We start from the raw sequence: 26,052 nt of genomic DNA, 5'->3' as shown, positions 1-26,052 counted from the left end.
GCTCTGGGGCTTTTTTGTTTTCCCTGGAACCCGTCAGATCCGGAAGCTGCCCACCAAATGCTTCAAGCGGCTGGCCTGCTGTTCCAGGTCCGAGCAGGCGCGCAAGGTGGACTGCAGGTTCTCCATGCCTTCCTGGTTCAGTGTGTTGATCTCATTAATGTCCATGTTGATCGAGTCAACCACGGCCGTCTGCTCTTCAGTGGCGGTGGCCACCGACTGGTTCATCCCGTCGATTTCACCGATGCGCTGGGTCACGCTGCCCAGGCGCTCGCCTGCCTGGTTGGCAATCGACACGCTGTCCTGGCTGTGGCGCTGGCTTTCGCCCATGGTATTGACCGATTCACGGGCGCCTATTTGCAGCTCCTCGATCATGTTCTGCACTTGCTGCGCCGATTCCTGGGTGCGGTGAGCCAGATTGCGAACTTCGTCAGCGACCACGGCAAAGCCACGACCCGCCTCGCCGGCGCGCGCCGCTTCGATGGCCGCGTTGAGCGCCAGCAGGTTGGTTTGCTGGGAGATACTGGTGATCACTTCGAGGATCTGACCGATGTTCACGGTCTTGCTGTTCAGCGTTTCGATATGCGAACTGGAGGTGACAATCAGGTCCGACAGACGGTTCATGGCCTGAATGCTGCGATCGACCACTTGCTGGCCTTCTTCGGCCAAGTGGCGGGCGGAGCTGGCGTGTTGCGAAGCTTGCGCGGCGTTATGCGCGATTTCCTGGGCGGCAGCCCCCAGTTGATTGATCGCAGCGGCAACGCTGCTGGTGCGGTTGACCTGCTCGTCGGAATTGACCATCGAAGCGTTCGATGCGCTCACCACACGCAGGGCCACCTCGTTGACCTGCTCGGTGGCCGACGACACTTCGCGGATCGAGGTGTGAATACGTTCCACGAAGCGGTTGAAGGCGTTGCCGAGAATGCCAAATTCGTCCTGGGTATGGATGACCAGGCGCTTGGTCAGGTCGCCTTCACCTTCGGCGATATCTTCCATGGCCTTGCTCATGGCCTGCAGAGGTTGCAGCAGCAGACGAATCAGCATGCCCAGCAGGGCAATGATGAAGACCACGGCGAACACGGTGGCCACAACAGCCGACGCACGGAACTCGCTGAGCCTGGAAAAAGCCTTGTCCTTATCGATTGACAGGCCGATGTACCAGTTCACCGAAGGCAAGCCCTTGATCGGGGCGAATGTGACGATGCGGGTCTGGCCATTGGCCTGGACTTCAGTCAACTCGCCGTTGATCCGTGGCGTACCCTGCGGGAAAAGGTCGCTCAGGCTCTTCATCTGCATGTTTTTGTCGGGGTGGACCAGCACCTTGCCATCGGAGCTGACCATAAAGGCGTAACCCACTCCGCTCAGATCCAGTTTGTTGATGATGTCGACCAGCGCACCGAAGCTCACATCACCGCCGACCACACCGACGGTCTGCCCTGACTTGCGGATTGCCGCCACCATGGAGACCACCAGCGTGTTAGTGGCCATTTCCACGTACGGCTCGGTCATGGCGACGCTATTGCTGGCCTCGGCAAGCTTGTACCAAGGGCGCGTGCGAGCATCGTAGCCGTCGGGCATCTTCGCATCAGGCAGGATGGCGAACTCGCCTGCGGTGGTACCGACGTAGGTGCTGGGGAAGCTCGACACCAGCGTTTTCTGTGCCATCAACGTGGTGATGCTGGCCATCTCCGGGTTCAAGGCCGCGTTTTGCGCCAGGTTTTCAACCAGCAAAGTGCGACCGTCAAACCAGTTCTTGATGTTGGCCGCCGTCACATCGCCCATTTCATGGAGGTTGTTTTCCAGATCCTTGCGAATGGCGTTGCGCTGGAGGTAGTCGTTGTACAACGTGAATAGCGCGAAGGCGACTACCACGATCAGCGACGCCGCAAAAAGGATCTTGTGGCTGAATCGGAGGTTTTTATTCATAACGGGTCGTGTCCACGAAGGCGTTATTGTTGATTGGCACGAGCTGTATCGACCGATGAATAGAATACTGAACATCTTTGTTCGTTTTTCTAGACGCGGAAGAATCCCCGGATAAAACCGCCCTCCGATTCGGACAAATGCCGCAAAACTCTTTTTTGCCCGGCGCGCTTCACGCTCTCCAGAATGCCTCCCCGAGGAGTTAACCAAAGGGAACGCCATGCGTTTGATAAGGAATGTCGGCTGAAGTCGATGTATGTGGTGTTTGCCCAGCCTATTGGCGGCGATCACAACTATCACCCAGCTCCCAAAGGGCTGACAGCTTTCCCAGATGCAGTGAAAGACAAGTCAAAGAGTTCTGTAAAGGGCGGGGGCGGTCTGCGTAGACGCTGGAAAGATCGTAAAGGCCGTATTTATGAGTGGGACTCTGAAAATGGCAGGGTTGAGCTATACGACAAACAAGGAAAGCATCTGGGAGAATTCAACCCTGACACAGGAGAGCGGACCAAGGACGCCGAGCCTGGCAGAACAACTCCAAAGTAATTTAGGGGAAAATCATGCACCTATGCATCACAGGTTTTTTATCGGGCGACAGCGATGATTCTTCGCTGAAATATGAACTAGACGTACCGTCGCAGTTTGAGCCAGCGGTGCTAGAAGTGCTGGGGTGGCCAAGCCTTACAGAAAGCCCTGACGGCGAATGGCTGCTTACAGGCGACCAATGTCAGCGGATTGCGACCGCGATTAACGAGCAGTTACCCAGCGACCTGGATCTATTCATCGGGCTAGAAGCCTAGCTAGCCAGTTGGGCCCGTAACAGCACACCAGAACAGGTCGCCGCTGAATTGGTAAGCAGAAAAATTCAGGCAATAAAAAACCCCTGAGCAGTCTCAGCACCGAGGCGCATCAACCGGCAGGGGCCGTGTTGTAGGCGATTATAGGGATTGAGGATATCTCGTTAACACGATCTATATTTCAGGGTAGTCAGAATGACGGGCTAATAAAAAAACCGCCAAAGCGGCTTTTTTGTCATTCCGTCGTCCAATCAAACTCGTCGTACTCATCATCCTCGTCGTCCTCGAACTCTTCCTCGTCAAGAACGTCCTCTTCCTCAACCTCACCTTCTTCCGGCCGATTCAGCAGAAAATCCTTACGACTCTCAGTAATCGCGCGCCGAAGTTCCTCGCCCTTTTCCGGGCAGTTGAGCATTTGGGCGATGCGGTCGATTTTTTTTGCCACGGTTTCCTCCAACCCCATCGGCGATGGCTTGATAGTGCGCGCTTTCGGACGCGGATGCCAAATCGCCGGGGGTTGGGCAGGTCAGTTTTTTTGCAGGGCCTTGAGTCGGGTGGTGAGGTTTTCGTTGGGGAAGCGTTTGTGCAGGTCTGCCAGCAGCTTGTCAGCGGCTTGCGTCTGTCCGGATTTTTGCAGGCGCAGGACTTCGCGTAGCTGCTCGTCCAGCGATTTCACCGGTGCCGCTGCGCGCTTGCTGACTTTGGCTTCGTCCGCCATGTCGGCGCTGAAGGATTCGCTTTGAGCAGGGGCTGCCAATTCCGCCATGGGTGCAGGCATTGCGCCGGCCGGGGCGGAGAGTGAGCGGGCAGCTGTCGGCTCGGCTTCTTTTTTGACGACCGGAGCGGTGGCTTTGGGCGCAGGCGCGAAGTCGTAACTCGGCACTTGTTCGGGTGAACGTTGTACCAACGCCAGCATCAACGCGACGCCGACGAGGCTGGCGAATGCCACTTGCCAGCGGGGTTTCTGGCAGGCGCGAACCCAGCGTTGCCACAGGGTTGGCTTCGGTGCGGGTACTTCGCGCTGCGCGGAGGCCAGGATGAAAGCGTCCAGATGCGCCGGTGGTTCGCCACTTGTGTGTTCACGGTAGTGTTCGAGCACTTGCTCTTCGGGTGTCGGGCGGGCGTCAGTCATGTCAGTACCTCCTCGGCCAGCAGCCGACGCAGTTTTTGCTGGGCGTAACGCAAGCGGCTCTTGACGGTTTCCAGCGGTGTTTCGGTGAGGGTGGCGATCTGCGGCAGGTCGAGATCGCTGTAGGCGCGCAGCAGGAACACTTCGCGCTGGTCGGCGGGCAACGCTTGCAAGGCGGCTTCGAGGCGCTGGCTGTCGCGGCTCAGGCTCAGCAGTTGTTCTGGATCGGATGATTCATCGGACACCGAATGAGTCTGCTCGTCATAACTGTCATGCAATGGCTGATGGACACCGTGCTTGCGCCAGTGATCGATCAAGCGGTTGCGGGCAATCTGGTACAACCACGTACGAAAAGTCGCCCGACCTTGTGGCTGGCTGCCACTGCGGATCAGGCTCAACCAGGTTTCCTGATACACCTCCTCGGCCCGCTCCGCGCTGCCGCTGAGCCCCAGCAGAAACCGGTACAACCCCTGACGGTGGCGTGCGTACAGAATCTCGAACGCCGCGCCGTCGCCCTCGCGATAGCGGGCCAGCAACGATTCGTCGCTGCTGGCCTCAACGCTGTTCGCAGGTGCAAACAGCTGGCTGATGAACCCTTTGAGTCGGCTCACTATTCAATCCGTCGGTCAGTGGCGGTTGGATTCGATGCCGTGGTGCTGCGCAGGCTCTGCGCCAGCTCCACCAACTGCACGAACTCGCTACGCAGGCCGAAGCGGTCATCGCCTCGTGCCTCACGGGCCAGCGCTTCTGTGTCTTTGAGGCTGAATTCGCCGGTGTAGCGACCATCCTTGAGCTGTTGGGAAAACGCGGCGACGGCAGCGGCAAAGCGCAGATCGTCACTGGCGGGTTTCACGCTATCGGTGATGGGTCGTTCGATCAGGCGACTCTTCCCACCTTCCGGTAGCTGGTAACGCACACGCAGCATCGCCAACTCCCCAATCTTGCCGGCAACTGCCGCACCCGGTTGACCATAGCGCAGCGGCTCCAGCCAGCCCTTCTCGCCCGTGGGGACAATTTCGTACAGCGCCGTTACCGTATGCCCTGCTCCGATTTCACCGGCATCGACTTTGTCATTGCTGAAATCCTCACGCTTCAACGCGCGGTTTTCATAGCCCAGCAGTCGATATTCACTGACCTGCGCCGGGTTGAACTCCACCTGCAGTTTCACGTTTTTCGCCACCACCGTCAGCGTCGAGCCCAGTTGATCCACCAGCACCTTGCGCGCCTCGCGCAGGTTATCGATGTAGGCATAGTTACCATCGCCGGCGTCGGCCAGTTGTTCCATCAGGTGTTCATTGTAGTTATCCACACCAAAACCCAGGGTGGTCAGGGATACGCCGGTCTTGCGCTTATCCACAGCCATTTGCTTGAGGCTGTCGAAGTCGCTGATGCCAACGTTGAAGTCTCCGTCGGTGGCCAGCAGGACGCGGTTGATGCCTTTGGGGATGAACGCCTGCTGCGCCATTTGATAAGCCAGCTCAATGCCCGAGGCTCCGGCGGTGGAGCCGCCCGCGGTCAATTGGTCGATGGCGGTACGAATCTTCGCTTTTTCCCGTCCGGAAGTGGGCTCCAGCACCACACGGGATTCGCCGGCATAGACCACCAGTGACACCCGATCCTGTTCGCGCAGTTGATCGACCAGCAATTTCAGCGTGCTTTTGACCAGCGGCAGACCCTCGCGGCGGTCCATGGAGCCTGACACGTCCACCAGAAACACCAGGTTCGCCGGGGCCAGCTCCGCCACTGCACGGTCCGACGCCTTGATGCCGATGCGCAGCAAGCGGGTATGCGGGTTCCATGGCGACGCCGCCAGTTCGGTGGTCACGCCGAAGGGCGAGCCATCCGCGGGCAAGGCGTAGTCGTAAGGGAAGTAATTAACCATTTCCTCCAGTCGCACCGCGCCTTCCGGAGGCAGGCGCCCCTGGTTGAGCAAACGGCGGACATTGGCGTAGGCGCCGGTATCGACGTCGGCGCTGAAGGTCGAGACCGGTGCTTCGGCGACGCTGTGGATCGGGTTGTCAGCCAGGGCCTGGTATTGCTCACGTTGTTCGTCGCGATAGCCCTGTGGATAAGATTCAACGGCTGGCATCGGCGCGAAACTGGTCAAGGGTGCCCCGCTCGCACTGCGCTTGGCCACTGTACCGTCTGCCATGACAGCTTCGTGATGCACGAGCACTTCGGTTTTCAGCTCAGACTGGGCCGGTGGCGGTACCGCCGCGGACTCGGGTTTGGACGAAACACCGCAACCGGCTATTGCCAGCAGCAGCCCAGTGGCGAACCCCTGGACGGCCGGGCGGAGAAAATGCAGGGGAAGGAGCATGGGGGCTGACCTCAGGAGGAAGTTGATCCATTCATCCTCTGAGACGGACAGCCCAAATGCTTCGGGTTAACCCGCGCGAAAAATCTTTCAGCGGTGATAACGCCGCACCACGCTGCTGTTTCTCAGCACATGGCCTTTGATTTTTTCCAGCAGCTGCGCGCGGGTCAGGCCGGCGGGCAAGGCATCCGGGGCCAGGTCCAGGGCGTAGATCTGGATGATGTAATGGTGTGCACTGTCGCCAACCGGTGGGCAAGGACCGACATAACCCGTGGTGCCTTTGCTGTTGGTGCCGCCCACGCCTTCGAGCGCGGATTTGGCGCCGACACCGGCCGGAATCTGGCGGGTGGCGGCCTTGATGCCGTAATGAATCCAGTGATCGCTGCCCTGCCCTTTCTGACCATCCGGGTCGTGCATGACGATGGCGTAGCTCAGCGTGCCGGTCGGGCCGCTGTTCCAGCTCAACGCCGGCGAAAGATTTTTCCCGCCGCAACCCTGGGCATCGCTGGCGGCGGCCGAAGTGAACAAACGGTCATCCGATACGCCTGGGATGTTCAGGGTGAAACGTTCCTGGGCCGCCTGCGCCGGAAATTGCACGCAAAGGGCGACTGCTACTGCCGCCAGCCAAGGGTTCAGAGAGGTCAATCGGGTCATACCGGAGCACCTTAAGCGGGTGGGGCCGTCGTCGGCGTGCAAACTATAGCTGGACCGTTCGCGCCGTGGCAGTGGGATTTGGCTGAACCTCAAGAATAGGGCCAAACTCTTAAGTGAAACGCCTGCCTGGAGAGCGATCATGACCCTGCATCGCGTCGCCCGTTTCGCCGATGTCCCCGAAAACCGCGGCCTTGAAGTCAAGATCGAGGACAGCAAAATCCTTCTGCTGAAAGTCGGCGATCAATTGCGTGCCTATCAAGGCGAATGCCCTCACGCCGGGGCGCCGCTGGCCGAGGGCGCGCTTTGCCATGGACGCCTGACCTGCCCGTGGCACAAGGCTCAGTTTCGCATCGAAGACGGCGGATTGTGTGAACCGCCAGCCCTCGACAGCCTCAAGCGCTACCCGCTCGAAGTGCGTGACGGCGAGGTCTGGGTAGACGATCAACCACTGGCGGATGCCCACACGCCGCCGGCCGATGACGAGCGTACCTTCGTGATTATCGGTGCCGGCGCCGCCGGCACGGCAGCGGCGGCGGCACTGCGGGAAAAAGGCTTCGGCGGGCGGGTGCTGTTGATCGACCGGGAAACCGGTGCCGGTTACGACCGTACGGTATTGAGTAAATTTGTGATTTCCGGGGAGACGCCGCCGGACGACGTCCCACCCCTGCGCGATGAAGACTTTTATAAAGAGCAACGCATTGAGCGGATCACCGCTGAAGTGACGAGCCTGGATGCCGAAAACCAGACACTGCAATTGAGCGACGGACAATCGCTCGATTATGACGCCGCGCTGCTGGCAACCGGCGGCACGCCCAAACCCCTGGCCCTGCCCGGTGCCGACCTGCCGCACGTGTTTGTTTTACGCTCAAGGGATCATGCCCGGCAGATCCTCGAAGGCGCCAAGCCCGGCCAGCGGGCGGTGATCATCGGCGACAGCTTCATCGCCATGGAATCCGCTTCGTCCCTGCGCCAATACGGCCTCGACGTTACCGTGCTGGCCCGTCAGCCGGTGCCGTTCGCCAGGCAGTTCGGCGAAACCGTCGGCAAGGCGATCCTTGCACTTCATCAGGCCAATGGCGTGGTGTATATCCAGGGTGAAGCCTCGCAGATCGAAGGAACGGACAAGGTCGAAGCCGTGCACCTGGACAATGGCAAACGGTTACCGGCGGATCTGGTGCTGGTCGGCATTGGCGTGAGCCCGGCGACCAAAGCGTTCACCGACCTGCCGAAGGAAAAAGATCACTCGCTGCGGGTTGATGGCGGCATGCGCGTGACCGACGGCCTCTGGGCGGCCGGTGATATCGCCACCTTCCCGCTCAACGGCCAGCCCCTGCGCATCGAACACTGGCGCCTGGCCCAGCAACAGGCGCGGATCGCCGCGGCGAACATGCTCGGTGGCGACGAGCACTATCTGGACGTACCGTATTTCTGGACCTGGCACTTCGGCAAAAACTACGACTACCTCGGCTACGCCCAGGCGTGGGACGAAGTCGAATTCAAGGGTGATCCTTTCAACCCGCCCTTTATCGGGTTGTTCGGCAAAAACGGCGTGGTGACGGCCGCCGTGGCCTGCGATGAAGAGCAGACCATGGCGATGCTCGCCGAACGGATGAAACAGCCGCTGCCGGTGGATGAGGCGTGGCGCTTGATTCGCGGATGAAACGCGACACGACGCCGCCCCTGTAGGAGCTGGCTCGCCAGCGAAAGCATTCTTTCAGACGATAAATGTGTCGACTGATCCACCGCTTTCGCTGCGCTGCGGCGATCCGACAAGCCAGCTCCTACAGGGCTTTGAGCGGCTCGGCTTTTACTGGACTTCGCCAGTGCCGCCAAACTTGCTCATCAGGAACCCGACAAATTCTTCGACGGTCATTTTCTGGCCGTTGAACTCCACCTGGTTGTTGGCGTAGTGCAATTTGCTGACGATATTGTTGCCCTCCAGTTTGGCCAACTGCGAACCGACGGCCATGCTGCTGAACATGTCGGCCGTAGCGCTGGCCTGATCGGCGATCAGTTTGGCGTCGGTCTGTCCGTCGATTTGCGACTGCACGGTGAGCACGTCAATGATCATCGGTTTGGACACTTGCAGATTGAAATCCAGTAACGCAATCAACTGCCGGACCAGTTGATCGGCCGGCAGGTCGATCGCTTGCGGCTTGGTCAGGTCGAGTACCAGGTTGGCGCGGCTTTCGCCATTGGTGGTGTTGAACGACAGGTTCTCCAGCGCTACCTGCGGACCGGCCGCGAGCAATTGCTCCAGTTGGGTCTTGAGCTGCGCCTCTTCGGCTTCGGTCAGTTGAAGCTCCGGTGCCGGTTGGCCCGCCGCGGTCGCCTCGGCAACGGCCTGTTCATACGGTTGCAGTCGGGTCTGGTAAATCTGCATCAACGCCATGGCGGAAGGAATGTCGAGGTTCTTCAGGCTCAAGGCCATCTGCGCAGAACCGACAGCCTTGCCGTTCAGGGACACTTCGCCAATCTTGTAATCGGCGCGTCCCGATGCGTTGGTGCCTGATTCCGAAGTCTGGTTCTTCATTTCGAAATTCTTGAAGCCCAGTACCGACTGTTTCGGGCCGAAGGTGGTCTTGCTGTTGCTCAGCACGACGGTGTTCTCGCCGGTGTAGTAACCGTAGGTACTTTTGCTCAGGTTGCTGGCCAGGGTCAGGCCACTCAACTCGACCTGCACCGGAGTCTGGTCTTCGGCAACGGTGGTCAGTTTCAGACTGTCCATATAACCGTCGGCCTTGACCTTCTGCGCCTGGGCAGAGGCCGCAACGTCAATCTTCAGACCGGAAAATTTCATGCTGGACTTGTCATCCAGCGCCGTTTCCAGCGGCAGCAATTCCAGCGAGCCTTTGGTGGAGTTGTCGTAGCCGATGTTCACCACGCCTTTAAGCGGCGAAGCAGCCTGGGCGGCGGCGAACCATTTTTCCGTGGCCGGGGTTTTTTCCAGCTCGTAATGACTGGTGACCAAGACCGGCAACCACTTCAGCGACACCAGGCGCGAGAACGGCAGCGGCCCATGTTCGAGGCGATCGACGAACAGCAGCTCGACCGGCGCCTCGCCGAACATTTCCCCTTCAGCCTTGAGGCGATAGTGCGCGGTGCTGCTGAATACGTGGCGCTCCAGCGACACCAGTTCTACCGTCGCCGTGCCTTTATGCCCGACCAGCGCGGCCTGCAATTGCTGATTGACGTCGACCAGGGAGGTGTTCAGCACGCTTTCGATTTTGGTGCCGGTGTACCACGCCCCGCCGACGCTGATTGCGCCAATGGCGACAACAATGCCCAGAAGCACGCCTGCTGATTTATTCATGAATGACCCGATCAATGTCCGTTGTTGAAGGTGTGGTCGTCTTCCCTGAACCCATGACGGGTGGCGGTCACGACTGCGCTCGAAGTGGGGTGCAGATTAGCACCCGGCGCGCGGGGCGGCCCAATGATTAAAGGTGAAAGAGTGTCATAGGCGGGTGAGGGTTTTGGCGTTCATGAGATCGCCATCGCTGGCAAGCCAGCTCCCACAGGGATCACCCAAACCTGTGGGAGCTGGCTTGCCAGCGATGGCGTCAGTCCTGCCAACACAGAATCAGGAATACTGCACTTCGATCTCATCCAGCTGATGATCAAAGGTTTTCAGCCGCGCGGTCCAGGTGTACACCAGCACTTCAAAATCCCGGTTGATCACCGCACCGCCCGTCACTTCCCCACGGGGGTCGCAGAAGTCCAGCTGATAGCGTTCGCGGGCCATGGCGGTGGCAACATCAGCCAGTTCCCGGGCATTGTTGAGCCAGTGCCGGCCGTCGTCCGCCACTTGCCTGTCCAGCTCCAGGCATTGCTTCTTCAGGGTTTCGAGGCTTTTTTCCAGCGGCGTGCCGGTGAGTTCGCCCATGACCTCCTGGAACGTACGCCCCGGTTGCCAGTAACTGCCCCAGAAATAGCGGTCGAACACCGTTTCGACACGGCGCAGCGCGACCTTGGTGTCCCAGATCAGCACCAGGGTCTTGCCTTGTTCGAGTTGTCTTTTCTTGATCCGCTGAGTCTGGACCGACGCCCAGGCCACCACCGCGATGGACATGGCGGCAATCAGCGCGACGGCACTGTCGAGAAACACCAGCGCCTTGTCGATCTGATGGGCCAGCATGATGCCGTAGAAATACGTCGCCGTGAGCAGCACCAACGCCACGACGGCACACCAGAAGCCGAGAGCATAAGGGTTTTTCATTATTGGTTTCCCCATGACCTGCGCAAGCCTTGTACGAAGCAGGGGCGTTTTTCACGAACGCCCTTTCAACACTTCAAAGCATAGCAACGGCCTCAGGGTTTGCCGGAGTTCGACGCTTGCGTTCGTCCGCTTTCCCAACCGCCACCCAATGCCAGGAACAGATTGATCTGACCAGCGGCCACCTGGGTATTGGCAGCAGCCAGTTGCGCGCGGACATCGGTGTAGGTTCGGGTGGCTTGCAAGTCGGCGAGGAACGAGGCGCGACCGGCCTGAAAGAAACGGTGAGTCTGGTCGGCGGCCAGTTTCGCCGATTGCTCGGCGTCCGCCAGGGCGTCACGGCGTTGCAACAAAGCGGAATACTGGGCAAGGCTCGTCTGGGTTTCGCGGATCGCATTGAGCACCACACCGTCGAACTGCGCCAGGGCACCTTGAGTGGCCGCTTCGGTTTCGCGGATTCGCGCGCGGGCGCCGTTGGTCGGCACGGTCCAGGTCAGCGAAGGCCCGAAGCCCCAACGGTTGGTGGAGGGCTCACCGAGGTTCTCCAGAATACCCACGGTGCCGACCGTCGCACCGATGCTGACGTCCGGGTACAACTGAGCCGTGGCGATGCCGATCGTCGCGGTCGAAGCCGCCAATCGGCGCTCCGCTTGCCGTACATCGGGACGGCGTTTGAGCAGCGCAGCGCCATCGCCCACCGGCACCAATTGGGCGATTTTCGGCAGTTCGGCGCAGCTATCGGTCCCAGCCGGCAATTGATCCACCGGTTTAGCCAACAACATCGACAGGCGGAACAGCCCGGCCTGGCGCTCCGCTTCATAACGCGGCATGTCGGCGCGCAAGGATTTGAATTGGGTTTGCGAGCGGGTGACCTGGGTTTCATCGCCACGCCCGGCGTCGCGCAAACGCTGGATCAATGTGGTGCTCTGGGCTTGCAGATCCAGGGAATGCTGGGCGATTTCCCGCTCTTCGTTGGCCGCGCACACTTGGGTGTAGGCGCGCACCACATCGGCCACCACGGTAATGCGTGCTGTGTCGGCGGCGGCTTGGGTCGCATCGGCACTGGCCTTGGCCGCTTCGATGCCGCGCTGCAGCTTGCCGAACAGATCGAATTGGTACGACGCGCTGATGGCGATTTCACCGATGTTGGCCACCGGCACCTTCTCCGGCAGCAAGAACGCTTCACCGGACTCCTGCAAACGCTGGGCGCCCATCTTCACGCCACCGCTCCACCCACCTGCCGCCTCGGCCTCGTCGACCTGGGCGCGGGACCGTTGCAGGTTGGCCGCTGCCACGCGCAAATCGGTATTGGACGCCATGGCCTGCTGGATCATCTGGTCAAGTCGCGGATCCCGATACAGACGCCACCAATCGGCAGGCACCGGGTCCGAAACCACAGGCTTGCCATCGACCGCCAGTTTGCCCTGCAAGTCTTCACGGTGGATCGCGGCCTCGTCCGGCAGGTGATAATCCGGCCCGACCACCTGACACGCCGACAGCAGCAAGCCCAAACCGGCAACCATCAAACCCGAGGCCTTGTTCATTGCGCTGGCTCCCGTTTCTGGTCGTCAATGATCGACACGGTGGCCGTACGCCCGGCGATCATGCGGAAGTCCGCCGGTACGTCATCGAAAGCGATCCGCACCGGAATCCGCTGGGCCAGCCGCACCCAACTGAACGCCGGGTTGACGTTGGGCAACAGGTTGTTGCCGCTGGTGCGATCCCGGTCTTCGATACCGGCGACGATGCTTTCCACGTGGCCACGCAGCCGCGCGCGGTCGCCAATCACACGAATATCGACGCTTTGGCCAACCTGAATACCGTCCAGTTTGGTTTCTTCGAAATAGCCATCGATGTGAAAGGAATTGCTGTCGACCACCGACAGCACCGGCCGGCCGGCGCTGACGAACTCCTGGGTACGCGGCGCGCGGTCGTTGACGTAGCCGTCCACCGGGCTGCGGATCACCGAGCGGTCGAGGTTCAGCTGAGCACTGTCGACGGCCACCTGGGCTTCCATCAACGCCACTTGGGCGCGGGCTACCTTGGACTGGCTTTCTTCCAGCTGTTCGCCCGGCACCAGATTGCCGAGGCCCTTGTTGCGCTTGGCTTCGCGCTGGGCCTGGGCGAGGGTTTCCTCGCGGTCGGCCACCGCCGCTTTCGCCTGACGCAAGGCCAGTTTGAATCGATCCGGGTCAATGCTGAACAGCACTTGCCCGCGCTTGACCAACTGGTTATCGCGCACTTCCACCTGCTGGATCAGCCCGGACACGTCCGGGGCGATTTGCACGATGTCGGCACGGATGTGCCCGTCGCGGGTCCAGGGGGCGAACATGTAATACATCACCATGCGCCAGACCACGACGACCGCGAAGGTCACGATCAACAGGGTCAGGACCACACGGCCAATGGTCAAAAAGGGTTTTTTCATGTCATCAGGTATCGACTGAGTGAATTCACGACGCCAAGCAGCAAGGCGTAGAGAGCCACGTTAAACAATGCCCGGTGCCAGACCAGACGGTAAAAGTGCAAGCGCGTCAGCACCCCGTGCACCAGCAGGTACAACACATACGTAATGCCCATCAGCACCAGCAGCGTAGGCAGGAACACCCCGCCGATATCCAGATCACCGATCATAAAGGCGCTCCATCGATGCCATGGGGAAGCGGTTCTTCGAGCTCGACGGAACCGACAAATTCAACACCGGGCAACAACGCCAGGCGCAGGCCGCTCAAGGCGTGCAGCAGATGCAGACGGGTTTCATCGTCACCCGCACCTGCAAGGGCGCGGCGGGTGCGATCCATGGTCATCAGCAGCGGGCTCGGCGCCGGCAGGCGTTCGCCGGCCTTCAGGCACGCCTTGAAGTATTCGCCGACCTCCGCCACCACCTGCCGCAACAGTGCCTGCGGTACGCCGTGAACCCGTGGCGTATAGGCGAGCACGTCCAGCAGATTCAGCGCCACACGCACTTCTCGCAGGGCGATGCCGGTGTCCTGGCCGGTCATGGCCAGGCGAGGCAAATGCTGCATCAAGCGATCCAGCACCTGCACACCCAGCTGCCGGTGCTCGGCCAGCGTCGCAGGCTCAGTGAGGCTGACAATGTCGCGCCAGCTGAAACGGGTCAGGCGCTTGGCTGCCAGTTCGGCGCCGAATGGCCGGGCAACCAGGGTCCAGATGAACGCAAACAGCAAGCCGATGGGACCGGCCAGGTTGGAGTTGGCGAAACTGAGGAAATCCGCGTCGTAGGCGCCCTGAATACTGATGAAGGACGAGGTGTTGACCAAGGTCAGCAGCATGCCCAGGTAAAACTGCGGCTTGACCGTCAGGGTGCCGGCGCAAATGAACGGCACGGCAAACGCCAGCACCAGCATCGGGAAATCATGCAGGTTAGGCAGCACCAGAAACAGGTAAAGGCTGGCGAACAGCACCGACATCGCCGTCCAGAAAAAGAACCGGTAAATCTGCGGTGCCGGGTCGTCCATCGAGGCGAAGAAGCTGCACGCAACGGCGGCCAGAATTACCGCGCTGCCGCCGTTGGTCCAGCCAAGCAGAATCCACAGCACCGACGCGACAATGATCGCGGTCACGGTGGACGCCGCCGAATAAAGCATCAGGCCACGATCCAGAAACGGCGTCAGCCGCCCCAGCCGCCAATGGCGATACACCGCGCGCCAGCTGGCCTGGTTTTCGCACTGGATGGCGATTTGCAGACTGCGACAGTCTTGCCACAGATCGATCCATTCGCCCAGACGATAGAGGGCGTTGGAGAAAAGCAGCTGCTTGCGATCCTCCAGCGCCTCGGCACTGGGCTGCAGGGCTTCGAGCTGATCCTTCAACGCCTGCCATCGGCCAATGTCGGCGTCTTTATGCTGCAGCCATTCGGTGGTGGCGCCGAGCAGTGGCGCGAATTTGTCCACAAGCTCGGGAGTGCGCCGTTCGAGGGCGTAAAGCGCATCGTCGAGGGCATCGATGACGGGCAGCAAGTGAATCATGCGCCCGCGCAGTTCCTTGGTATTACGCACGGTTTGCGGTCGCGAGCCCTCGTGGGGCAACTGGCCGATCATCAATTCCAGGCTGTTGAAGGTCGCGACCATCGACGCGCGCAAGCCACTGACTTCATCCGGTTGCACATTGCGGCTGAGAAACCGCTGGCTGTACGTCGACGCATCGGCAAACCATTTGCTCACCGAATCGTTGAACACGGGGGCCAGCCGCCGGGGCCAGAACATCGCGCCGACCACCGCCGCGACGGCGATGCCGAGGAAGATTTCCTCGGTGCGCGACTCGGCGATGTCCCACACCGCCAGCGGGTTATCCACCACCGGCAAGGCGATCAGCGGCAAGGTGTAACCGGCGAGCATCAAGGCGTAGTTGTTGGCGGTGCGCAAATGCAGGGACAGGAACAGCAAGATCCCCGTCCAGAGTGCAATGACCAGCACCAGCAAATAAGGGCTCTGGACAAACATCGGCACGAACAACACCGCCGCCGCGGCGCCCAGAAAGGTACCGATCGCACGGTACAACGCCTTGGAACTGGTGGGGCCGACGAAGGGGTTGGAAACGATATACACCGTGGCCATCGCCCAGTACGGACGCGGCATTTGCATGAGCAGGGCGATATACAGCGCGATCATCGACGCCGCGAAGGTTCGCACACCGAAGAACCAGTCGCGCGCCGGGGGCATGCCGGAAAAGAAACCGTTCAAGAGTAGGTCACCGGCAATTGGCCCGCCGACTCGAAGGCTTTCAACACACGCAACGCAGCCTCCAGGTCACGCTGGTCGATGCCTTCGAGCACTTCATTGCGCAATCGCACCAGTTCCATCTCGACCGTTTGCACCAGCATACGACCCGTATCGGTCAGGCTCAGGCATTTGGCGCGGCGGTCCTGGGTGTCTTCAGTGCGGCAGACATGACCGGCATGGCACAGCTGGTCCAGAAGTCGCACCAGCGACGGACTCTCCATCCCGGACGCCTGCGCCACGGCCACCTGCCGGACACCATCGCCCAGACGCCCGATCATCAGCAACGGGACGGCACAGGCTTCGGATATTCCATAGTTGACCAGCGTCGTCTGGCAGATCTTTCGCCAATGCCGGGCGGCCACCACCATGGAGCTGCTGATGTTCATCTGCAGAGCGTCGAGATTATTCGGCACGAGGGAAAACACACACTGTTAGTTTGCTAACTATCAATATGGCATTGGAAGGGATTTTCCGTCAAGTTTTGAAACAAATCTTCTGCCTGTAGCAAGCTCGCTCCTGCAGAAGATCAAATGCGTTTAATCGACTACCCTCCCCGACCCTTCCTCAACAGTACATCCAGCTGATCCACCACCTCCGCCCAATCGGCGTCATCGAGAATTTCATTGCGCAACAGTTCCGCCTGGCACGGGCTCCAGAAAAAGGCGTCCGCCAGATGCAATTCGGGTTTTAGCGGTGAGTGGGTGGCGATGAATTTGTCGATGTTTTCGGCGTCGTCAGGCAGGCCGAGTTGTTTGAACAGGGATGGGAGGCTGTGGGTTGGGTTTTCCATGGCTGGCTCCTGGTAACCATTAAGGGCGACCGCTGCGCGGTCAATCGCGAGCAGGCTCGCTCCCACAGGAGAAACGCGATCCCCTGTGGGAGCGAGCCTGCTCGCGAATCGATGTCATCGGCACTGCAAAACTCAATCACTCAACTCCCGCACTTCCGCATGGGGCACCATTTTCAGGAAGTCCGGCATGTTCATGTGCAGCAGGTTGATGTGGTTGCCGGCTTCCAGATAGATGTCTTTCTGCCGGGTCAGCAGGGGGTCGATAACCACATCCAGTCCATAAGCTTCGCCCAGGGCAGGCACGGCGCCGCGTTCGCAATCATCGAACAGGTGCGGCAAGTTGCTTTCCCGGGAGACCTGCCATTGGCCACTGCTACGGACTTTGCTCAGGTCCAGGTGACGGCTGGCGGGCAGCACGGCCATCAGGTAGTGCCCGTGGTGGTCGTCGAGGATGACCGATTTTGCCACCCGTTCGGCGGGAATGCCCGCGACCCGTGCCGTTTCGAGGCTGCTGGCCGAATGGGGATGGGTGAGGATGTCATAGTCGCATTGAGCCTTTTCCAGGCTTCTCTGCACGGTTCTTGCCATACGCATGATGCACCTCGGTGTCCGCATTAACGCCTGGCGGACGATGATTAACATTTTTGTACGTAGTGAAAGTCTAGGCCCGCCGGGGCAATCAGGAGGGAAATCCGCCCATCGGAGAGTCGACATTCGAGCAAAATCCAGACAACCGGCGCGTCAACTAAACTGTATACAGAACCACCCGCGACTCTCCTGGAGGGTCATGTGAAAACGCGTTGTTTTGCCATTGCATGGCTGTTGGCGTTGAGCACCTGCGCCTTCGCCGCGGACACTGTCGGAATGCCGCCTCCCGACCCCATCGGAATGTGGCTGATCACCTTCGGCATCGCGTTTCTGATCGCCGAGGCGGCCCTGCCCAATTACGGTGTGATTGGCCTGGGCGGGATCGTGATGTTCGTGATCGGCGCGGTGATCCTGACCAATGCCCAAATGCCCGTGCCGTTGATGATCGGCCTTGGGCTGATCAGCGCAGTGCTGCTGATTTTCCTGCTGATCCGCGCCCTGAAAACCCGACCGCGCCATACCGTCAGCGGCGATGCCGGCCTGCTGGGCAGCGTGACGCCGGTATTGTCGCTACAGGCCGGCGATACCTGTCACGGCTGGGTGCATTTGCAGGGCGAGCGCTGGCAAGTGTCGAGCGCCAAGCCATTGCAGATCGGGCAGCGGGTCCGGGTGGTGGCACGCAAGGGATTAATGCTGGAAGTGGCCGCGACTGACGCGGTATCGGTTGGAGAATAGCCATGGGTTTGCAGCTGGGTTTTGTCGCGCTCCTGTTGTTGCTGATCGCCTTGGCAGGAGCGACTTTTCGCATCCTGCGCGAGTACGAGCGCGGGGTGGTGTTCCAGCTCGGACGCTTCTGGCAGGTCAAGGGCCCGGGCCTGATCCTGTTGATTCCAGTGATCCAGCAAATGGTCCGCGTCGATCTGCGCACCGTGGTCCTCGACGTGCCGGCGCAGGATGTGATCACCCGCGACAACGTATCGGTCAAGGTCAACGCCGTGCTGTACTTCCGCGTCCTCGACCCACAGAAGGCAATCATCCAGGTCGAAGACTTTCTCATGGCCACCAGCCAATTGGCGCAAACCACTTTGCGTGCGGTGCTCGGCAAGCACGAACTCGATGAACTGCTGGCCGAGCGCGAACGGCTGAACATCGACATCCAGCAAGTGCTCGACGCCCAGACTGACGCCTGGGGCATCAAGGTGGCCAACGTCGAGATCAAGCACGTGGACCTCAACGAATCGATGATCCGCGCCATCGCCAAACAGGCCGAAGCGGAGCGCGAACGCCGGGCCAAGGTGATCCACGCCGAAGGCGAATTGCAGGCGTCGGAAAAACTCATGCAAGCCGCCGAAATGCTTGGCCGCCAACCCGGCGCCATGCAACTGCGCTATATGCAGACGCTGAGTTCGATTGCCGGCGACAAGAGTTCAACCATCGTCTTTCCGTTGCCGATCGAATTGCTCAAGGGCATGGCGGATCTGTCGCCGAAAACATAAGCGCCACCCTGTGGGAGCGAGCAGGCTCACTCCCACAATCAATGCGGCTCTGATCCCATAATGAACAACCGCGCCCGGTTATTGCCCGCCTCGGTCTCGCTGATTTTTTGCCAGCCATCGGGCAGCGGGGCGAATTCGTCCGGCTGGTCGGCCGTGCTGATCAACCAGACGCGACCTGTTCCCCGGGGCAATTGGCTGAGGTGATCGAGATAGATCCTATGCGCGTCGCCATTGACCAGGGTGCCGAAACCGTAATCATTCGGGCGACTGGAACTACCGTTGGCCAGGGGCGGGGTATAGAGCAGCGGAAGCGCATCGGTGCGGTTGTAATAGACATAAGGCATCCACCAGAGCATGTCGCTGATGACGATCCGGTCACCGGCCACGTAATGCTGGTTGACGAACTCGACCATCACGCTGGTCTGGTCATTCACATCGACCGTGGCATTGGTTTTCAGCCCGACCAGCTCGGCGCCGACAAACAGTGCCAACAACCCAAACGCCCATATGCGAAAACCATGGAGCAAGCGGTCAATGGCCAGCGCCATGATCAGTGGCAGGCCCAGCGCATAGGCGTTCAGATAACGCTCGATGAACACCGGCGAAATAAACGAGACCCCATAGACCAGCAACAGCGGCAACAGCGTGTAGAGCGCCAGCACGACACTCCAGCGATAGCGACTGCGATCACGAAAGACCGTCATCAGGATCACGGCCAGCAATAGCATCGGCACTGTACTGAACAGCAGTCGGGGCAGGTTATCCCCATCGTCCTGAATCAGAAAATCCCACACCATCGAGGGCAGTGAACTGAGCGTGACCGGCAGCTCCCAACCCACATCACCGTTGGCCTTGAGCTGGTCCATGTGCTGGATCAGATCGACCAGGCCGGGAATCCACGGGGCAAACAGCAGCACGATAGCGGCATTCGTCAGCCACCACGCCGGGCGGTCGATGAGTTTCAGGGGATGAGCCGGCTGCAAGCGCAGCACCAGCAAATACGTCCAATGGACAATCACGCACAGCGCGGTGAAATAGTGGGTGTAAAACCCGGCGGTCATCAGCAGCGCATACATCACCAGCGCCTGCGTGTGGCGGGGCTGTTTGACCCAGTACACCAGTGCAATCGTGGCGCCGAGCAACCACATGCCCAGCCACGAGTACATCCGCACTTCCTGACTATAGCGCACCGCTGTGGGCAAAAGCGCCAGCAACAGCCCGGCCAGCAGCGCCGCGCGAGGGCCGGCCATTAATCGGACCAGCCACATGCCCAGCATGACCGCGGCAATTCCCGGCAACGCACTCAAGCTGCGTATCGAAAAAATACCGTCGCCAAACCATTCGATCCAGCCATGGAGCAGCATGAAATACAACGGCGGGTGCACGTCATGAGCGGCATGCACCCAAATGCCGGCCAGGTCGTAGCGACTCATCAACAGGCTCGAGCCCTCATCGCCCCAGATGGCCGCAGCGGTCAGGTCGTAAAACCGGGTCAGGGCAGCCACCGCCAGGACAATCAGCCCGCCGACCCAGGCCTGTGACCACTCCTTTTTGCCAGGCAATCCCTGGTCCGCACGAGATTGCTGGCGTCTGGCCAACGGCTCTTTGATGTCCACCCCCATGACCACTTATTCACCTGCAATGACAAAACATGTTGCTCACTCTAGGCTACCGCCCATTGCGACGTCGATGCCCAGGCCAGCGATCCGATGAAGTGAGCAGTGCGGCTCAGCGTTGCGCCGTCAGCGGATAAACCGACTGCCATCCGCCGCCCAGCGCCTTGTACAACCCGACCGCTGCCAGCGACACACCGGTCGAACTCTCGACCCATTGCTCCTGGGTTGCCAACAATGCGCCTTGTACGGTGAGCACGTTGACGAAATCCACCACGCCCTCGACATATTGCCGTTGGGCGGTTTGCAAGGCGATCCGGTTCTGGCGCACCGCTTCGGCGAGGCTGTCACGGCGCAGTTGACTGGCGTTGTAGGCGCTCAGTTGGTCATCGATTTCATGCCAGGCGCGCAACACGGTTTGCTGGTAGGCGATAGCCGCTTCCTGTTGCTGGGCTTCGCGCAGGTTCAACACACCGCGCAAGCGCCCGCCGTCGAACAACGGCAGGGTGAATTGCGGGCCGATGCCGAACGCACGCGAACCCCACGAACCGAAATCACCCAACTGCATGGCTTGCGAACCGACATTGCCGGACAACGTAATGCGTGGATAGAAATCCCCCTTGGCCACGCCGATGCTGGCTGTCGCAGCATGCAGGCGGGCCTCGGCCTGGCGAATGTCCGGGCGGCGCTCGGCCAGTTGCGACGGCAAGCCAATGGCGACCTGACGCGGCGTTTGTGGCACCGGCGCGTCGGTGGATAACTCGGCCGTCAGCGCTTGGGGCGGTTCGCCCATCAGCAGGCTCAAGGCGTTGATCAGTTGTGCCTGGCGCTGCTCCAGCGCCGGCAGGCGCGATTCGATGGCGGCGACTTGTGCGGCGGCTTCGGCGACATCCAGGTCGGTCGCGACACCGTCGGCCAGGCGCAGTTGCGACAACTTCAAACTGTGGCGAGCGACCTCAAGGTTCTGTTCGGTGACGGCCCGGGTGTTTTGCACACCACGCAGTTGAATGTAGTCCTGGGCGGTTTCGGCCAGTACCGACAGCAACACGCCACGACGGTCGTTTTCCGCGACTTCCAGCGTGGCGTCGGCCGCTTCGGTTTCGCGGCGCACCCGGCCCCAGAAATCCAGCTCCCAGGATGCGGAGAAGCCGGCGTCCCACAGGTTGAACGCGGAATCGCCGTTGTGCCCCGAGGGGTCCATCAAGCCATCGCTGCTGTTGCGCTTGCGTGCATAGCTCCCGGTGGCGGCGGTCGTCGGGTAGCGGTCGGCGGTGATCACCTGACGCACGGCGCGACTTTGCTGCAAACGGCTACTGGCGAGTTTCAGGTCGAGGTTGTCGGTCAGGGCACGCTGGCTCAGGGCCGAGAGTTTCGGGTCGTTGAACACTTCCCACCAGCGTTCGTTCAGGGTCTCGTCGGTGGCCTGGCTGGCGACAGCTTTTGAGGGTTTTGACCATTCGGTGACTGGTTGAGCCTCGGGTTTCTGGAAGTCGGGGCCAACAGTGCAAGCGGAAAGGCTCATGACCAGTAAGGCACAAAAGGTCCGTTGAATTGAGCGGCCTCTTCGCGAGCAGGCTCGCTCCCACAGGGGATCGCCTTTTGAACAGAGATTGTGTGTATCACACCGACCCATTGTGGGAGCGAGCCTGCTCGCGAAAGCGTCAGACCAATCACCAAAAATCCTCATCGCTGCGCAACCTCATGCTCGACGCCGGTATTCGAGGTATCAATCCTCGCCTCCACCGACATCCCCACCCGCAACCGCTCGGCCAGTGGCTGCCCCGGCTCCAGCACAATCTTCACCGGAATCCGCTGCACGACTTTGGTGAAGTTACCGGTCGCGTTGTCCGGTTTGACCGAGGCGAAGGTCACGCCAGTGGCCGGTGCGATGCTCTCCACGCGCCCGGTCAGTGCTGCACCGCCAAAGGTGTCGACGCGCACTTGCACGTCCTGCCCCGGCTGTACATGGGTCAACTGGGTTTCCTGAAAGTTGGCCACTACATAAGCCTGCGCCAATGGCACCACCGCCAGCAGCTTGCTGCCCGGCGTGACATAGGCGCCAACCCGCACCGCACGCTCGCCGACCATGCCGTCCTGTGGCGCGACGATGCGTGTATAGGACAGTTCATAGCTGGCAATTTCCAGCTTCGCCTGCGCCCGTTTCAAGCCACCTTCCGCCCCATCGCGCTGGGCCGTGAGGATGTCCACCTGCTTGCGTTCCGCCGCCAGCACCGCCGTGACATTGGTCAACCGGGCGCTGGCCTGATCAATGCGCGTGCGCGCCTGTTGCGCGTTCTGCACGGTGCCGGCGCCCACCCCGGCGAGATGATCGTAGCGATTGAGTTCATGTTCGGCGAAGGCCATTTCAGCCTTGGCCGACACCACGGTCGCCTGCGCCTGGGCGATCACTGATGCCTGGCGTTCGAGGGTCGCCCGGGCATTTTGCAGTTGCGCCTGGGCCATCAGGGCTTCGGCCGCCGCCGCTTCAGCGGCGGCGCGCAGATCGCGGTCGTCGATCAGCGCCAGCAACTGCCCGGCCTTGACCTGTTGGTTGTCTTCCACCAGCACTTGCTTGATGAACCCGGCCACGCGCGGCACCACCAGCGTGTAGTCCGCCGAAACATAGGCATCATTGGTGCTCTGTTGCGTGCGCTGGCCAAACAGTCCGGGCGCCAGCACATAAATCAGCACGCCCACCGCGATTACGACGGCAACGCCCACGGCCACTTTTTGCTTCGATTGAGTCGTCATAAAAACCTTCTGTTTCAGTGGAGCATTCAGGTCGGTGCGCGCGGCGGAAAGATCCGCGTCGGCAGCCAGAAAATCAGCAGGATCAGCGCTACAGCGATGCCGGCCATGCACAGGTAAAGATCGGCAGAGGTCAGCACCACCGCCTGCTCGTGCAGCCGATGGGCAAGGCCGGGGCTGCCTGCATCGACCAGGGGTGAGTTGCCGAGGCGATCCACCAACATCGTCGAGTGAAAGTGCAACCGCGCGGTGGTCAAGGTTTCCAGCACGCCGGTGGCAATCACCGAAGCCAGGCCTTTCACGGTGTTGAACCAGGACGACGCGAACGGCCCGTCCATCGGGTTGATGCTGCCGGTCGCCAGCATCAACAGTGGCAGTACGGCCATGGGCTGGCCGACAATCTGCAGCAGTTGCAGCCCATAGAAATCATCGCGAATCCACGCCGAGGTCAGCTGCGATCCGGCGAGGCAGGACAGGGCGAGCATGCTCAGGCCGATCCCCAGCACCCAGCGGCAATCCACCCACCTCAGGTTGCACAACGCCGCCACCAACGGCAGCGCGATCAACTGTGGCAGCGCCGACAGCAAGGTGATCGGCGCGGTTTGCACCGGGCGATAACCCTGGATCTGCGCCAGGTAACCGGATGGAATGATGATCACCGCCGACAGCACCACCAGCACCCCGGCCAGGGTCAGCAATGCGAACGACAGGTTGCGGATGCCGAGCATCTGCATCTTGAAAAACGGGGTTGGCTGCGACCATTCGTTGATTAGAAACAGCACCAGCAACAACGCGCCTCCCGCCAGCAAGCCGCTGATCAGGCTCGACTCGAACCAGTCCAGCCGATTGCCCTGCAGGATGCCGACCACCAGCATGCAGATCGCGGGAAACCCCAGCAGCAAGCCACGCCAGTTGAACTGCTTGAAACGCTCCAGCCGCAGCGGGTCCTGGGGGATGCCATAAGCCACCGCCACCATGGCGATCAGGCAGGGCGCGACGACTTGCCAGAACGTCCATTGCCAGCCGACGTACTCGGTCCACAACCCCGCCAGCGGCGTGCCCAGCTCCGGACCGAAAGTGGCGGTCAGGGTGTAACCGGCCAGGCCGTACAGCTTCACATTGGCCGGCAGAAAACGCAGGGCGACGGTCATCAGCATCGGTGGCAGTGCGCCGCCGGCCAGGCCTTGCAACGTACGCAGGATCAGTAGGCTTTCATAGTTCGGCGCCAGCGGACACAACACCCCCAACAGGGTGAACGCGCTGATGGCGCACAGGGTGAAGCGGCGCAAAGAGAAGGTCACCGCACACCAAGGCGCGAAGGCCATGGCGGCCACCGAGGTCGCGGTGTAGCTGGCGACCAGCCAGGTGCCTTCGTCGTAGCCAATGGCCAAAGCACCGCGAATGTCGGCCAGGGCAACCTTGGTCACCGTCTCGTTCAGGCCCGAAACCAGCACCGCCAGCAGCACACCCACCAGGCCAATGATGATCCGCGGACCAAAAGCCATTGGCGCGGCGGCCGGCGCGGGCGCGGCCAGAGGCACCGAGGCCGTCAGGGAGGTCATCGGTTCACAACTCCGAAATAATTGAGGTGGCAGTCTACGAAGGCGCATCACTGACGAAAACTGACTTATCGGCAATTTATAAGTGCGTCGGACGCAGCAATCGAACGATGAAAACGGACGAGAACAGAGGTCTGTCTTGCGCAGAAACGATGGGGAAAACTAACACCGCCGTATCAGGCGAACCACCATCCATAGGTATGAACCTGCAGGACCCGGCTTGCTGGCGATAGCGGTGTGTCAGGCGCCATTTTTGCCAACTGATGGGCCGCCATCGTCAGCAAGTCGGCGCCTACAGGTCTCAGGATTGGGCCGCCAGCCACGTCTCGTCGCAACAGCTTTTCACGGTTTCGCGCAGCCAGCGGTGGGCGGGGTCATTGTCAAAGCGCGGGTGCCAGGCCTGACTCAGCACGATGGTTGGCAAGGGGATCGGCAGAGTGAACGAGCGCAACTTCAGCCCCAGGCGACGTACGCTCAGCAGCGTTTCCCTGGGCACCGGCAGAATCAGATCGGAATCGGGCAAGGCGAACATCGCCGCATGAAAACTCGGTGCAATCACTGCCACTCGCCGCTCCAGCCCCAGGGCGTTGAGCGCTGTATCGATCGGCCCACGAGCGATCCCTCTGCGGGACATGCTGATATGAGAGAACCCGGCAAAGCGTTCCGCGGTGATTTCTTCATCGAGCAACGGATGATCTTCACGCACCAGGCCGACAAACTGGGTGGAAAACAGGTTCTGCACTTTCACTTCCGGCATCGGCGGGCGAGTGTTGCTGACATTCAGATCGATGCGGCCTTCACGCAAAGCCTCGTCATCGCCATCGCCCTCCGGGACGAAGCGCAATTCACAATGCGGCGCCTGACGCTCCATGGCGTCGGACAACTTGCCGCCGTAGACGCCGATGAAGAAATCGTTGGCCCGGATACTGAACCGCCGCCGCAAACTGCCCAGGTCTACGACACGGGCCGAGTGGAACAGCTGCGCGGCTTGCTCCACCAGATCCCGCACCTGCTCGCGCAACTCCAACGCCTTGGGCGTGGGCACCAGACCACGGCCGGCACGCACCAGGATCGGATCGCCGATGGCTTCGCGGATGCGCGTCAAGGTACGGCTCATGGCCGCCGGGCTGAGGTTCATCCGCCGCGCGGCGCCCACGACGCTGCCTTCGTCGAGCAGTGCGTCCAGGGCGATCAGCAGGTTCATGTCCGGGAGTTGCATGGCGAGCACTCGTTAGCGATCAGGATTGATTCAGGCGCAATGCTAGCAAACATCCGCCGAATGATGCGCTAGCAGTTCCGGCCTCTTCGCGAGCAGGCTCGCTCCCACAATGGATCTCCCGTAGATGCAGATTTTGTGTAAAACACCTCCCCCTGTAGGAGCGAGCCTGCTCGCGAAGGCGTCCGCACTGTCACCGCCGCCACTATCAGTTCTGCTAGTTCTCAACCTTGTCCGTCGCGCGTAAAACTAAACCAGACACTCGCCTTT

At 60.7% G+C, this 26,052-nt stretch carries 25 protein-coding genes and 1 pseudogene; 5 read left to right on the top strand and 21 right to left on the bottom strand.

From position 1 onward, the window contains the following. Positions 1-33 precede the first annotated feature (33 nt). Positions 34-798 (bottom strand): methyl-accepting chemotaxis protein, encoded by a 765-nt coding sequence (locus LAB08_RS30660; protein WP_372237736.1) that lies wholly within the window; start codon positions 796-798, stop codon positions 34-36. A gap of 93 nt (positions 799-891) precedes the next feature. Then, positions 892-1,779, bottom strand: a pseudogene (locus tag LAB08_RS30655) (HAMP domain-containing protein); the annotation flags it as partial. A gap of 327 nt (positions 1,780-2,106) precedes the next feature. On the opposite strand from LAB08_RS30655, the gene LAB08_RS00810 reads away from it, so the two are divergent. Both LAB08_RS00810 and LAB08_RS30230 read left to right on the top strand, forming a co-directional pair. Next, complete coding sequence (locus LAB08_RS00810) at positions 2,107-2,463, top strand: colicin E3/pyocin S6 family cytotoxin (RefSeq protein WP_096513981.1); 357 nt, start codon at positions 2,107-2,109, stop codon at positions 2,461-2,463. Positions 2,464-2,477: 14 nt separating this feature from the next. Continuing rightward, a complete protein-coding gene (locus LAB08_RS30230) occupies positions 2,478-2,717 on the top strand; it encodes a pyocin S6 family toxin immunity protein (RefSeq protein ID WP_096513982.1) in 240 nt (79 codons plus the stop codon). Positions 2,718-2,949: 232 nt separating this feature from the next. On the opposite strand, the gene LAB08_RS00805 is transcribed toward LAB08_RS30230, so the two are convergent. The 5 genes from LAB08_RS00805 to LAB08_RS00785 all read right to left on the bottom strand — a co-directional run bounded on the left by LAB08_RS00805 (position 2,950) and on the right by LAB08_RS00785 (position 6,814). After that, on the bottom strand, positions 2,950-3,159 hold the full coding sequence (locus LAB08_RS00805; RefSeq protein ID WP_096515604.1) for a hypothetical protein: 210 nt from the start codon (positions 3,157-3,159) through the stop codon (positions 2,950-2,952). Between the two features lie 81 nt (positions 3,160-3,240). Then, positions 3,241-3,846: a hypothetical protein gene (locus LAB08_RS00800; protein WP_096513983.1), complete on the bottom strand. Its 606-nt coding sequence runs from the start codon at positions 3,844-3,846 to the stop codon at positions 3,241-3,243. Further along, positions 3,843-4,454: an RNA polymerase sigma factor gene (locus LAB08_RS00795; RefSeq protein WP_096513984.1), complete on the bottom strand. Its 612-nt coding sequence runs from the start codon at positions 4,452-4,454 to the stop codon at positions 3,843-3,845. The genes LAB08_RS00800 and LAB08_RS00795 overlap by 4 nt, the downstream gene beginning before the upstream one ends. After that, complete coding sequence (locus tag LAB08_RS00790) at positions 4,454-6,163, bottom strand: vWA domain-containing protein (protein ID WP_096513985.1); 1,710 nt, start codon at positions 6,161-6,163, stop codon at positions 4,454-4,456. The genes LAB08_RS00795 and LAB08_RS00790 overlap by 1 nt, the downstream gene beginning before the upstream one ends. Positions 6,164-6,250: 87 nt before the next feature. Continuing rightward, positions 6,251-6,814 carry a YbhB/YbcL family Raf kinase inhibitor-like protein gene (locus LAB08_RS00785; RefSeq protein ID WP_096513986.1) on the bottom strand — a complete coding sequence of 188 codons (564 nt, stop codon included), beginning with the start codon at positions 6,812-6,814 and terminating at the stop codon, positions 6,251-6,253. A 139-nt stretch (positions 6,815-6,953) separates the two neighbouring features. Here LAB08_RS00785 and LAB08_RS00780 point away from each other — a divergent pair, with 139 nt between their 5' ends. Next, positions 6,954-8,474, top strand: coding sequence for an FAD-dependent oxidoreductase (locus LAB08_RS00780; RefSeq protein ID WP_096513987.1), 1,521 nt, complete (start codon positions 6,954-6,956; stop codon positions 8,472-8,474). Positions 8,475-8,621: 147 nt separating this feature from the next. Here LAB08_RS00780 and LAB08_RS00775 read toward each other — a convergent pair whose 3' ends face one another. The 9 genes from LAB08_RS00775 to LAB08_RS00735 form a co-directional block, all read right to left on the bottom strand. Next, on the bottom strand, positions 8,622-10,127 hold the full coding sequence (locus LAB08_RS00775) for a YdgA family protein (protein ID WP_096513988.1): 1,506 nt from the start codon (positions 10,125-10,127) through the stop codon (positions 8,622-8,624). A gap of 270 nt (positions 10,128-10,397) precedes the next feature. Continuing rightward, entirely contained in the window at positions 10,398-11,033 is a 636-nt protein-coding gene (locus tag LAB08_RS00770) for an NADH:ubiquinone oxidoreductase subunit N (protein WP_096513989.1), read from the bottom strand. A 92-nt stretch (positions 11,034-11,125) separates the two neighbouring features. Further along, entirely contained in the window at positions 11,126-12,574 is a 1,449-nt protein-coding gene (locus tag LAB08_RS00765) for an efflux transporter outer membrane subunit (protein WP_096513990.1), read from the bottom strand. Further along, the gene (locus LAB08_RS00760) at positions 12,571-13,458 is read right to left on the bottom strand and encodes an efflux RND transporter periplasmic adaptor subunit (protein WP_096513991.1); all 888 of its coding nucleotides are present in this window, start codon (positions 13,456-13,458) and stop codon (positions 12,571-12,573) included. The genes LAB08_RS00765 and LAB08_RS00760 overlap by 4 nt, the downstream gene beginning before the upstream one ends. Next, positions 13,455-13,664 (bottom strand): DUF1656 domain-containing protein, encoded by a 210-nt coding sequence (locus LAB08_RS00755; protein ID WP_096513992.1) that lies wholly within the window; start codon positions 13,662-13,664, stop codon positions 13,455-13,457. The genes LAB08_RS00760 and LAB08_RS00755 overlap by 4 nt, the downstream gene beginning before the upstream one ends. Then, positions 13,661-15,733, bottom strand: a complete 2,073-nt coding sequence (locus tag LAB08_RS00750) for an FUSC family protein (RefSeq protein WP_096513993.1) — start codon at positions 15,731-15,733, stop codon at positions 13,661-13,663. The genes LAB08_RS00755 and LAB08_RS00750 overlap by 4 nt, the downstream gene beginning before the upstream one ends. Next, positions 15,730-16,158, bottom strand: coding sequence for a MarR family winged helix-turn-helix transcriptional regulator (locus tag LAB08_RS00745; RefSeq protein ID WP_096513994.1), 429 nt, complete (start codon positions 16,156-16,158; stop codon positions 15,730-15,732). Before LAB08_RS00745 ends, LAB08_RS00750 begins: the two co-directional genes overlap by 4 nt. A 158-nt stretch (positions 16,159-16,316) precedes the next feature. Further along, positions 16,317-16,562, bottom strand: coding sequence for a DUF2789 domain-containing protein (locus LAB08_RS00740; RefSeq protein WP_096513995.1), 246 nt, complete (start codon positions 16,560-16,562; stop codon positions 16,317-16,319). A 132-nt stretch (positions 16,563-16,694) separates the two neighbouring features. Continuing rightward, complete coding sequence (locus LAB08_RS00735; RefSeq protein WP_096513996.1) at positions 16,695-17,156, bottom strand: aminoacyl-tRNA deacylase; 462 nt, start codon at positions 17,154-17,156, stop codon at positions 16,695-16,697. Between the two features lie 195 nt (positions 17,157-17,351). Between LAB08_RS00735 and LAB08_RS00730 the strand changes: the two genes are divergently transcribed. Then, on the top strand, positions 17,352-17,885 hold the full coding sequence (locus tag LAB08_RS00730) for an NfeD family protein (RefSeq protein ID WP_096513997.1): 534 nt from the start codon (positions 17,352-17,354) through the stop codon (positions 17,883-17,885). A 2-nt stretch (positions 17,886-17,887) separates the two neighbouring features. Further along, positions 17,888-18,646, top strand: coding sequence for a slipin family protein (locus tag LAB08_RS00725; protein WP_096513998.1), 759 nt, complete (start codon positions 17,888-17,890; stop codon positions 18,644-18,646). Positions 18,647-18,684: 38 nt separating this feature from the next. Here the strand turns inward: LAB08_RS00725 and LAB08_RS00720 are convergent, their stop codons facing one another. From LAB08_RS00720 to LAB08_RS00700, 5 genes are all read right to left on the bottom strand, one after another. Then, positions 18,685-20,268, bottom strand: a complete 1,584-nt coding sequence (locus tag LAB08_RS00720; RefSeq protein ID WP_096513999.1) for a glycosyltransferase family 39 protein — start codon at positions 20,266-20,268, stop codon at positions 18,685-18,687. A gap of 106 nt (positions 20,269-20,374) precedes the next feature. Beyond that, positions 20,375-21,946: an efflux transporter outer membrane subunit gene (locus LAB08_RS00715; protein ID WP_096514000.1), complete on the bottom strand. Its 1,572-nt coding sequence runs from the start codon at positions 21,944-21,946 to the stop codon at positions 20,375-20,377. Continuing rightward, on the bottom strand, positions 21,943-23,010 hold the full coding sequence (locus tag LAB08_RS00710; RefSeq protein ID WP_096514001.1) for an HlyD family secretion protein: 1,068 nt from the start codon (positions 23,008-23,010) through the stop codon (positions 21,943-21,945). Before LAB08_RS00710 ends, LAB08_RS00715 begins: the two co-directional genes overlap by 4 nt. A gap of 26 nt (positions 23,011-23,036) precedes the next feature. Further along, complete coding sequence (locus tag LAB08_RS00705) at positions 23,037-24,569, bottom strand: MFS transporter (RefSeq protein WP_096514002.1); 1,533 nt, start codon at positions 24,567-24,569, stop codon at positions 23,037-23,039. Between the two features lie 298 nt (positions 24,570-24,867). Beyond that, positions 24,868-25,785, bottom strand: coding sequence for a LysR family transcriptional regulator (locus LAB08_RS00700; RefSeq protein WP_096514003.1), 918 nt, complete (start codon positions 25,783-25,785; stop codon positions 24,868-24,870). Positions 25,786-26,052: the final 267 nt, after the last annotated feature.

This window comes from Pseudomonas izuensis, from assembly GCF_002356535.2.
GTDB lineage: Bacteria > Pseudomonadota > Gammaproteobacteria > Pseudomonadales > Pseudomonadaceae > Aquipseudomonas > Aquipseudomonas izuensis.
The sequence above is the reverse complement of the archived record's forward strand: the minus strand, read 5'-3'. Positions and strand labels throughout refer to the sequence as shown.